8 protein-coding genes are annotated in these 10,133 nt (G+C 73.5%); 1 reads left to right on the forward strand and 7 read right to left on the reverse strand.

The window, feature by feature from the left end:
• Window positions 1-11 precede the first annotated feature (11 nt).
• The 7 genes from ACZ6TV_RS44050 to ACZ6TV_RS44080 form a co-directional block, all read right to left on the reverse strand.
• Window positions 12-1,715, reverse strand: coding sequence for an ABC transporter ATP-binding protein (locus ACZ6TV_RS44050; protein WP_465305539.1), 1,704 nt, complete (start codon window positions 1,713-1,715; stop codon window positions 12-14).
• Complete coding sequence (locus tag ACZ6TV_RS44055; protein WP_465305541.1) at window positions 1,712-3,295, reverse strand: ABC transporter transmembrane domain-containing protein; 1,584 nt, start codon at window positions 3,293-3,295, stop codon at window positions 1,712-1,714. The genes ACZ6TV_RS44050 and ACZ6TV_RS44055 overlap by 4 nt, the downstream gene beginning before the upstream one ends.
• Before the next feature lie 187 nt (window positions 3,296-3,482).
• Complete coding sequence (locus tag ACZ6TV_RS44060; RefSeq protein ID WP_465305543.1) at window positions 3,483-3,905, reverse strand: hypothetical protein; 423 nt, start codon at window positions 3,903-3,905, stop codon at window positions 3,483-3,485.
• Between the two features lie 73 nt (window positions 3,906-3,978).
• Window positions 3,979-4,941, reverse strand: a complete 963-nt coding sequence (locus ACZ6TV_RS44065; protein WP_465305545.1) for a nitroreductase family protein — start codon at window positions 4,939-4,941, stop codon at window positions 3,979-3,981.
• Window positions 4,938-5,996 carry a GNAT family N-acetyltransferase gene (locus tag ACZ6TV_RS44070; RefSeq protein WP_465305547.1) on the reverse strand — a complete coding sequence of 353 codons (1,059 nt, stop codon included), beginning with the start codon at window positions 5,994-5,996 and terminating at the stop codon, window positions 4,938-4,940. The genes ACZ6TV_RS44065 and ACZ6TV_RS44070 overlap by 4 nt, the downstream gene beginning before the upstream one ends.
• A gap of 11 nt (window positions 5,997-6,007) precedes the next feature.
• Window positions 6,008-6,463 (reverse strand): DUF4188 domain-containing protein, encoded by a 456-nt coding sequence (locus tag ACZ6TV_RS44075; protein WP_465305549.1) that lies wholly within the window; start codon window positions 6,461-6,463, stop codon window positions 6,008-6,010.
• Window positions 6,460-7,995 carry a phenylacetate--CoA ligase family protein gene (locus ACZ6TV_RS44080; protein ID WP_465305551.1) on the reverse strand — a complete coding sequence of 512 codons (1,536 nt, stop codon included), beginning with the start codon at window positions 7,993-7,995 and terminating at the stop codon, window positions 6,460-6,462. The genes ACZ6TV_RS44075 and ACZ6TV_RS44080 overlap by 4 nt, the downstream gene beginning before the upstream one ends.
• A gap of 98 nt (window positions 7,996-8,093) precedes the next feature.
• On the opposite strand from ACZ6TV_RS44080, the gene ACZ6TV_RS44085 reads away from it, so the two are divergent.
• Window positions 8,094-9,692 (forward strand): amidohydrolase, encoded by a 1,599-nt coding sequence (locus ACZ6TV_RS44085; protein WP_465305553.1) that lies wholly within the window; start codon window positions 8,094-8,096, stop codon window positions 9,690-9,692.
• Window positions 9,693-10,133: the final 441 nt, after the last annotated feature.

The raw sequence follows: 10,133 nt of genomic DNA on the forward strand, positions 1-10,133 counted from the left end.
AACCGGTTTGGTCAGACGCCGTTGTGCCAGGAGTGCCAGAGGGCGGCGTAGGGGCCGCCGGCGGCCACCAGGTCGGCGTGGGTGCCGAGCTCGATGATGCGGCCGTCGTCCATGACCGCGACCCGGTCCGCGTCGTGCGCGGTCTGCAGGCGGTGGGCGATGGCGATGACGGTGCGCTCGTGCAGCACCGCGGCGAGGGCACGTTCCGCGGTGCGGGCGGCGGTCGGGTCCAGCAGCGCCGTCGCCTCGTCGAGGATGACGGTGTGCGGGTCCGCCAGTACGACCCGGGCCAACGCGACCTGTTGGGCCTGGGCGCCGTCGAGGGGGTGCTGGGCGAGGTCGCGGTCCAGGTCGTCGGCCCAGTCGGCGCCGACGGTCTTCAGCGCCTCGTGGAGGTCCTCGTCGGGGGCGGCCACGATCAGGTTGTCGCGGAGGGTCTCGCGGAAGACGTGGTGCTCCTGCGTGACGAGCACGACCTGGCGGCGCAGCTCGTCCGGCGGCAGCGAGGCGATCGGCACGCCGCCGACGGTGACGGTGCCGGCCGTGGGCCGGTCGACGCCCGCGATGAGCATGCCGAGCGTCGACTTGCCGGCGCCGGAGAGGCCGACGATCGCGAGCCGCTCGCCGGGGCGGATCGTCAGGTCGACGTCGTGCAGGACGTCGTTGCCGCGCTGGTACGCGTACCGCACGCCGCGCACCTCGATGCGGTCGTCCACCGGCGTGCCGGCACGTGCGGAGGTCGACGCGGGGATGGCGGCGAGGCCCTCGACGCGGGCGAAGGAGGCGCCGCTGCTCTGCAGCTGCTCGATCCAGATCAGGATGCTGTCGAGCGGCCCGATCAGCTGCCGCAGGAAGAGCACGGCGGCCACGACGGTGCCGAGGCTGACCCGGCCGTCGATGTACAGCAGGCCGCCGACCAGCAGCACCAGCACGCCGGGCACCGCGTACGACGTCTCCACGACGGGGAAGTACACGGTCCGCAGCGCGAGGGTGGCCATGCGGGTGCGGCGGGTCTCGGCGATCGCGGCGTGCCCGGCGGCGAGGCGGCGGTCCCGCAGGGCGAAGGCCTCGATCGTGCGGGCGCCGGTGGTCGTCGCGGTCAGCTCGTCGGCCAGCACCGAGTTCGCGGCGCCCTCGGCGAGATACGCGGCCCGCGCCCGCCGCAGATACCACCTGGTCACGAACCAGATGCCGGACAGGCCGAGGACGCCGACCACGCCGAGCAGCGGGTCCAGCAGTACCACCGCGGAACCGATGAACACGATCTGCACCGCGCCGATCGTCATGCTGGGCAGGACGTCGCGGAGCGTGGTCGCGACGGTGTCGACGTCGGTGGTGCCGCGCGCGGCGAGGTCACCGGCGGGCACGCGCTCGACGACGGCGGCCGGCAGGGCGAGGGCGCGCTCGAGGAAACCCTCGCGGATGCGGTACGCGGTGCGTTCGCCGAACCGGTACGCGATGGCGAGAGCCAGCCGGGTGAGCAGCGTCTGCGCGACGGCGCACGCGAGGACGGCGAGGGCCAGCCGGTCGATCCGCCCGCCCCCGACGGCGACGGTGTCGATGATCCGGCCGACCAGCCAGGGCGCGCCGAGCCCGGCGACGGCGGCGAGCGAGTTGAGCGCGAGGACCGCGGCGACGGACCGGCGGTCGGCGGCGAGCAGCCGGAGCGCGGCGCGCGTCACCAGGCGCTGGTCCGCGATGGGCAGCGCGCTCATGCGCCGTCCCCGAAGGCCCTCGTGACCAGCGCCCGGTAGCCGGGCTGCTCGGCCAGCAGCGCCCGGTGGGTGCCGGACGCGGCGACGTGACCGTCGACGAGGTAGTGCACGACGTCGGCGTGGTCGAGCAGGACCGGCGACGTGGTGGCCACGACGGTGCCGCGCCCGGCCCGTGCGGCGGTGAACCGCTCCGCGATCGCCGCCTCGGTGTGCGCGTCGACCGCCGACGTCGGCTCGACGACCAGCAGCAGCTCCGGGTCGGCGTGCACGGCTCGGGCGAGCCGGACCCGCTGCCGCTGCCCGCCGGACAGGTTGCGCCCGCCCCACTCCACGGGCCGGCCCAGGTCGGCGGCCACGTCGTGCGCGACGGCGGTCCGGATCGCGGCGGCGACCAGGTCGTCGTCGGGGTCGTGCGGGCCGGCGACGACGTCGCGCAGCGCCCCGGCGAAGAGGTCCGCGTCGTGCTCGGCGACGAGGATCCTGGCCCGCACCTCGTCCCGCGCGATCTCCGCGAGCCGCCGCCCGTCCCAGGTCGCGTCGGTCCGCCCGTACCGGCCGAGCCTGTCGATCACCGCGGCGGCCTCCTCTGGCCGCGCCCCGGCGAGCGCGGTCATCCGGCCCGGCTCGACGACGACCCCGGAGTCCGGGTCGTGCAGGACGGCCGGTCCGCCGGGCGCGGCGGCACCGCCGGGATCCTCGGCCGGCAACCGCAGGAAGTCCACCACCCGCCGCGCGGCGACCAGCCCCCGCGCCACGTCGAACCCGCAGAAGATCAGCATGTCGACGGGCACGACGAGCATCGCGGTGTACCCGTAGACCGCGACGAGCTCCCCGACGGTGAGGTCCCCGGCGGCCGCCTGCCGCGCGGCCAGCCAGACGACCACCGCGAGGAACAGCACCGGCAGCCCACCGCCGAGCGCCCCGATCCAGCTCGACGGCCCGCCGACCCGGTAGCCCTGGTCCCGCAGCTGCTGCGATTCGCGCCGGTACCGGTCGAGGTACGTCTCCTTGCCGCCGAGCCCGTTGAGGATGCGCAACCCGCCGAGCACGTCGACGAGCCGCGCGTTGAGGTCGCCCTGCCGGTCGCGGTAGCGCAGCCCGGCCCGCTGGGTGCGCCGCAGCAGCGGCCCGACGATCAGCACGAGCACCGGCACCCCGGCCAGCACGACCACCGCGAGCGTCGCCGACGTGCGCGACAGCAGGACCGCGACCACCCCATACGCCAGCACCGACGCCACCCCGACGCCGCCGACGTTCATCGCCCGCCCGATCGTCCACACGTCGGAGATCCCGATGGTCACGACCTCACCGGCGGTGACCTGCCGGGGCAGCGCCGCCCCGAGCCGTGTCGCGTGCGTCATGACCAGGTCGGCGGTGTGCAGCGCGGCGCTCACCCGCAGCTTCGTCATGCTCCTGTGCCGCATGATCCCCAGCCCGGCACTCGCGATCCCGACGACCAGCACCGCCCCCGCCCACGCGGCGAGCACCCCGGGCCGCCGCGACTGCAACCCCCGGTCGATCACCTGCGAGATCAGAAACGGCGTGAACGCCATGCTCGCATACCACAACGACCCGAACATCGCCCCGAGCGCGACCCTGTCCCTGACCTGCCACCCCAGCCATATCAGAAATCGACCAGCGTCCTTTGCCTGCACCGCCTCATGCTGCCTCATGCACGGGGGTTGCCGTCGACCCGAATCCCGCGGTTCCGCCCTCGGCGTAGCCCTCACCTGTCCACGCGGTACGCGCCATCTCAGGTCCCGGGGGTCAGCCCTCGATGGCGTAGGTGTCCTGCCAGCCCGGGCGGTCGAGGTCGTGGTGGCGGGGGCGGGGTTCGCGCAGGCGGATGCCGTCGTCCATCGTCATCGAGGACTCGAAGGCGATGATGAGGGCGATCACCCCGGCGACGAAACCGACGACGGCGAACGGGCCGGGCAGCACGTCGGCGCCGAGGATCCAGACGCCCGCCGCGAACGCGGCGGCGCACCCGGCCAGGGCCGCCACCGTCTGCCAGATCCGCTCCCGGCGGCCGGCGGCGCGGCTCAGGACGACGATCGGCACCGGCCGCTCGCACACGGCGCACGTGACCGTCCGCTCGGTCCTGCCGGTCGCGGGACGGTCGTTGCCGACCGGCACGCCGCGGTCGGCCGATGCGCCGCGGTGCACGAGCCGCGCGTCGGAGGAGGCCATGGGCGGACTATAGATGGGCATCATAGGATCGGGCGATGGGCGGAGCGGTGCCGATGGTGGCGCCGCGGCGCGGCTACGGTGCCGGGATGCGGGCGGAGCGGGGCGCGGGCCGCAGCGGGCGGCCGGTGCGGAAGACGGCGAGCGGGGACTCGTCCGGGGCGAGGTCCAGCGTCGCGGCGAGCTGCGTGCCGGTGGTGGTGCAGTCGAGGAGCTGGCTCAGCGGGTGGACGGCGAGGCCGCGCTCCGACAGGGCCAGCCAGACCCGCACGAGCGCGCGGCCGTGGGAGATGACCGACTCGGGGGTCACGGCGCTGCCGACCAGGACGAGGACGCTGCCGTCGTACCGCAGCAGCCCCTTCGACGCGGCGGCGAGCAGGGCGGGGGCGCCGAGGCGTCGGGTGACGCCGTAGGCGCGCGGGGCGATCAGCGCGGCCAGCCCCAGCGCCTCGAGGCGGGACATGGCCATGGCCTTGTCGGTGAGGCCGTCCAGGGTGTACCGGGGGTGCGAAGGCGACAGCCGCATCCACTCGCGGAGCTCGGCGACGACCTCGGGGGTGCCGAACATCCACCGGTCCGCCGAGGCGAGCGGACCGGCGAGGGAGCGGGTGGGGACCTGGCGCAGGTCGGCGCCGAGGGCGGTCAGGGCGGCGAGGTCGGCGGCGGCCAGGGCGCCGGGTTCGTACCCGCCGCGGGCGCACCCGCGCCGCCGCACCGACTCGGGGGTGAACGGGGTGTCGTAGACGGCCGGGGACGGGACGAGCCGGGCGGCGCGCAGCGAGGCCTGGTCCACGGCGATGTCACAGGTGACCGGCAGGCCCGCGCCGGCGGCGACGATCAGGCAGGTCTCGATGAACGCGCCCAGCGACAGGAACAGGTCGCGGCGGGTCGGGTCCGAGTCCGGCAGCGAGCGGGCCGGGTCCCAGTGCACGGTGATGTCGTCGGCGCCGTACCGCAGCGTCCAGGGCTGCGTGTTGTGCGCGCTCGGCGCCCGGCGGCAGTCGTCCTCCAGGGCACGGAACTCGGTGACCCAGCTCATCCGGCGATGCCCCGTTCGTAGAAGGTGTAGCCGTGCAGCGGGCGGCCGCCGAGGCGGACGTACTGCGCCGCGGACGCGGGGTTGTCGCGTTCCACGTACGTGCTGCGCAGGTGCCGGTATCCGCCGGCGCGCAGCCCGCGGTGCAGCTCCCGGGACAGCAGCGTGAGGTAGCCGCGGCCCTGCTCGCCGGGGACGGTGCCCTTGATGATGAGCACGGCGTCGCGGCGGTAGCGGCGGCGGGTGGCGAGCAGGCGCAGCTGGTTGAGCACGCCGAGCCGGCCGCCGACCTTCATGAAGAACTCGGACACGTCGGGGACGGTGACGATGAACGCGACCGGCCGGCCGTCCTTCTCCAGCCACAGCAGCAGCGCCTCGTCGAGGAGGTACGCGAGGCCGTCGGTCTGCGCGGCGAGCTCGTCGGCGGAGATCTCGGTGTAGTAGCCGAGCTGCGCGAACGACGCGTTGAGCATCTCCCGCAGGATCGGCAGCTGCGCCTTGAAACGGCGGCGTGACCCGTGCCGCACGACGAGCTTCTCGGCCGCGACGCGGGCGTCGTCGAACGGGAAGTCCACAGTGGACGGCACGGGGCAGATCCACGTGTCGGCCTCGAATCGGCGGGTGAAGCCGTGCTGCTCGTAGGTTGACGGGTACGACGCCGGGTTCCAGGCCGAGTCGATGAACCCGCGCTCGTCGAAGCCGGACGTGATGACCCCGCCGGTCTGGTTCGGCAGGAGGCCGACCGGCCCGAACAGGGCGTCGGTGTCGCGGCCCCGGGCCGCGGCGAAATCGAACAGCGCGGCCGCGGCCGGCGCGGAGGCGAACTCGGTGAGGCCGAACAGCTGGTGCCGCCGCCCGAGTTTCGCGTCGAAGACGGCACTGCGGTGCAGGCACGTACGCCCGACGACGGCACCGGAGGTGTCGCGGGCCAGGAACAGGTCGACGTCCTTGAACCCGGCGATCACCGAGTCGGCGAGCGGCACGTAGAGCGACCGCGGGTGCAGCCGAAGCGGCAGGTCGCAGAAGGCGCGCAGCCCGGCCCGGTCGGTCACCGGCACGACGTGGACGGTCACGACGAGGGCGCCCGGTGCACGGAAGGGCCCTCGGTCTCCCGCGACAGCGGCGTGTACGACTCGATGTGCGCCATCGTGTCGCCCTCAGCCCGCCACACGCCGTTGGTGTAGCCGCTGTCCTCGGCGTTGTAGAGCCGGATGTAACCGCCGGTCGCGTTGCGGGTGCCGTTGTCGGTGATCCAGCACATGAGGTCGCGGTGGTGCTTGGTGCGGGCGAACTGCAGCAGCGCGTCCCGGTCGCGGAAGAACGCGATCGTGCCGAGCGTGAAGGGCCACTGCCAGTAGACGGTGTGCCAGCAGTACCCGGGCAGCCGCTTCATCTGGCGCACCATCTTGAACCACGTGAAGCTCAGGATGAAGATCGAGTGCGGGCCGCGGTACCGGGTGGCGCCGACGAACATCGCGGTCGCCTGCCCGACCGGCGGCACCTTCGAGAAGTCGGTGGTCCTCATGCCGCGGCGCTCCTTGCCAGGTAGACGTTCTTGATCTTGCCGTTGCTCGCGGCGAACGGCCCGTCGCCGTAGTGGTGCACGACGATGCGCAGGTCGGCGGCGGTCGGGTCCTCGGCCAGGGACTCCGCGAAGTCGCGGCTCACCTCGGCGAGATAGCGGACCAGGCCGCGCCGGCACACGTCGGCGAGCGCCTCGGTCGACTCCAGCCGGACGCCCTCGCGGAGCTGGACGTGCACGACCGGGCGGCTCTCCAGGTCGGCGGACTCCTCCAGGGTCAGGCAGAAGCTCTGGATCTCGTGCGCGTGGGGGTTGCCGTCGTACAGGCCGTTCTCAACGTCCTGCGGGTAGATGTTCGCGCCCATGTACGAGATCGTGCTGTCCTTGCGCCCGTACAGGAACAGCAGCGGCAGCCGCATCCGGTCACCCTCGAACGCGCGCCGCGCCTCCTGCGCCGCGGCCGGGTCGGTGCCCACGATCGCCATCAGCTCGTCGTAGGACAGCAGCTTGCCCTCGTCGCCGATGTTGTACCGCACCTTCGGGTTGAGCACGGCGGTCGTGTTGATGGTGCACAGGATCTCGCTGTCCTCGGTCGTCTCCAGGTACGTCTCGAGGGGGTTGTACTGGAAGATCATCGGCAGCCGGTGCTCGTCCTCGCCGAGCAGCGCGGCCCGCAGCCGCTGGTCGGTGCGCAGCCGGCGGCGCAGCCACACGGTCAGGTCGGTCTCCCCGCCCATGCCGATCGTCAGGTCGCTGGCGCCGTAGCCCGAGCGCACCTTGGTGAAGCGCTGCTCCAGGTAGTCGCGCAGCGCCTCGGTCATGCCCTCGCCGCCGACCAGCGCGCTCAGCCGGTACGGCGCCCAGTCGAAGCCGATCGAGTCCAGCTTGTCCTGCAGGTGCTTCAGGAACGGCGGGTACGCGGTGATGATGTAGTCGAAGCCGGGCCCGAAGTGCCGCAGCGTGTCGATGATCTTGTCAAGGTCAGGGCCGGTGTTCTTCACCATCGCGACCCGGGCCATGGCGATGCCGGTGTTCGTGCCGGTCGCCCACGCGCCCATCGAATACGCGTTGATCACGAAGCGGCGCTGCGACGGGTACACCAGCGTCGTGTAACCGGCGAGGTTCTTGTGCACCGTGCGCAGCTCCTTGCGGCTGCGGATCCAGTTGTACGGCTGCCCGGACGAGCCCGACGACTCGTCCACGACGCTGCCCTCGATCTCGATCCTGCCGTGCCAGCAGCGCTGCTCCTCCGAATACGCCTTCACGTAGGTCAGCTTCGCGGTCGGCGGGTAGGACGTCAGGTCGAACCAGCGGAACCGCCAGTCGTTGCGGGCCAGGAAGTCACCGTACGCGGGCACGTCGATCGCGGCGAACTGGCACGTCATCCACGCGTGCAGCCGCGCGAACCGGGCCATCCACGGCCGGTAGTTGCGGGCCATCAGCCGCCACACCGCCGGATGCACCCGGTAGATCGCGTACAGCCAGGTCAACCCCCAGCTGCTGACCCGAAGCACCCATTGCCGCACGAACGTCACGACCGCTCCCTCTCCTCCTCGACGGCTTCATCCTTCGCCCGCGACCCGTCCCGCCGCCTGAGCCGTCGTACTCGCATCCGGGTAAGTATGGTTTGCACATGGCCGGGACCCTCTTGACCGGAGCGACGATCTGGGCCGGCCCGGACTGCACCCCGCAGCCTGGCTGGCTGCTGGTCACCGACGGCACCATCACCGCCACCGGCACTGCTGGTGCGCCGCAGGCCGACACCATGATCGACCTCGCAGGTTGCCACATCCTGCCCGGGTTCGTCGACACGCACCTGCACGCGTCGGTTGTCGGTTGGCAGACTCTCGGCGTCGACGGCACCGCCTGGACCGACCTGCGCCAGGCGCTCACCGCCATCGGCGCCGCCGCCCGCGCCACCCCGGACGCGCCGTGGCTGCTGGTCTGGAACGCGCGACCCTTCCGCTGGCCGCAGCGCCGCCTGCCGACCGCCGCCGAGCTCGACGCGGTCGCCCCCGGCCGTCAGATATTGGTCAGCGGCGTCGACGTCCACCGCGGCACGGTCTCCACCCAGGCGCTGCGCGCCCTCGGCATCACGACGCTGCGCGCCCGGGCCGGTGACGTCACCCGCGACCGGCGGGGCCGCCCGACCGGTGAGATCTGGGAGCAGGCGTACGGCGAGGCCCTGGCCCGAGCGCTCGCCTCGGCCCCCGGCGACCCCGTCGCGCTGACCCGGCTGGCACTGGACCGATGCCTGTCCCTGGGCATCACGCACGCGCACGAGGCCTACGTGGCGCCGCAGCACCACGAGCGGATGCTGCACCTGGCGGCCGCCGCCGCGCCCCGCCTGTCGTGGGCGGTCGGCGCCGCCGCCGGGCTGCTGAGCCCCCTGGAGGGCCCGGCCGCGGCCCCCGACGGCGACTACGGCGCGAGCGGCCGGGAGGCGAAGCTGTTCCTCGACGGCGGCGACCGGTGCGCGGTGTGCCTCCCCGCCCGGGCGCTCGGGCGGCTCACCTGGCAGGCCGTCCGGGAGACCGTCACGGCCCGGCATCCGGGCCCGCTACGCGACGCGATGCGGCGCAAGTCGGCCGTACACGGCGGGCAGCTGCGCCTGGAATACCTGCGCTACACCGACCGCGAGCTCGCCGACCTGCTGGAACGGTACCTCTCCGCGGGGCTGCGGCCACGCATGCACGCCCTGGGGAACCTCGCGGTCCGGCAGGCGGCCACCGCCCTGCGCACCGTCGGCGCACCCACCGGCGCGGCCGTCATCGACCACCTCGTGCTGCTGGACCCGCAGGCCGTCGAGCTGGTCGCGGCGAGCGGGGCGTGGGCGACCTTCCAGCCCGGCTTCCTCACCACGTTCGGCCCGCAGATCGTCGACGGCGGCACCGACCGCTTCCTGACCGTGCTGGGCGGCCGGCGGCTCCTGGACGCCGGCGTGCCGCTGACCCTGGCCTCCGACCACCCCGCCGGCCCCCTCGACCCGCTCGGCAACCTCCGCCACGCCGTGCACCGCACGATCCAGCCCGGCCAGGCACTCACCCCGTCGGAGGCCGTCCGAGCCCTGACGGTGACGGCCGCAGCCTCCCTCGGCGCCCCGGGCGCGGGCGGCCTGGTCCCGGGAGAGGCGGCCGACCTGGCGATCTGTGACGGTGACCCTTTCCACCCGCAGACCCGCGTCACCCAGACCTGGATCGCCGGCCGCCGCGCCTGGCCGTCGACCCCGTAGCGGGGCTCTTGTTTCATCCCGGCCGCGGCACCGAGGTGGCCGTGGGGAGACCGGCGGTCTGCCTGGCGCTGGGCGAGGCGGCTGACCTGGCGATCTGCGGCGGTGGTCCCTTCTGTCCGCGGACCCGTGTCTCCCAGACCTGGGTCGGGGGGCGCCGCGTCTGGCCGTCGACCTGTAGCGGGTGTTCGGTTCAGCCGGCTGTAGCACCGAGGTCGCTGCGGCCGGCCGCAGGGGAGACCGGCGGGCTGCCTGGCGCTGGGCGAGGCGGCTGACCTGGCGACCTGCGGCTGTAACCCCTTCCTTCCGCGGACCCGTGTCGCCCAGAACTCGCGTCGCGGGTCGCGCCCAGTCCTAGACCTGGGCAGTCCTAGACCTGGGCAGTCCTAGACCTGGGCAGTCCTAGACCTGGGCAGTCCTAGACCTGGGCAGTCCTAGACCTGG

It is taken from the genome of Dactylosporangium sp. NPDC051087, from assembly GCF_055586325.1.

Bases quoted from the DNA above. Each gene is read 5' to 3' on its own strand.
- ACZ6TV_RS44055 (WP_465305541.1), bottom strand. From the start codon at position 3,295: ATGTTCGGGTCGTTGTGGTATGCGAGCATGGCGTTCACGCCGTTTCTG.
- ACZ6TV_RS44060 (WP_465305543.1), bottom strand. From the start codon at position 3,905: ATGGCCTCCTCCGACGCGCGGCTCGTGCACCGCGGCGCATCGGCCGAC.
- ACZ6TV_RS44075 (WP_465305549.1), bottom strand. From the start codon at position 6,463: ATGAGGACCACCGACTTCTCGAAGGTGCCGCCGGTCGGGCAGGCGACC.
- ACZ6TV_RS44065 (WP_465305545.1), bottom strand. From the start codon at position 4,941: ATGAGCTGGGTCACCGAGTTCCGTGCCCTGGAGGACGACTGCCGCCGG.
- ACZ6TV_RS44085 (WP_465305553.1), top strand. From the start codon at position 8,094: ATGGCCGGGACCCTCTTGACCGGAGCGACGATCTGGGCCGGCCCGGAC.
- ACZ6TV_RS44050 (WP_465305539.1), bottom strand. From the start codon at position 1,715: ATGAGCGCGCTGCCCATCGCGGACCAGCGCCTGGTGACGCGCGCCGCG.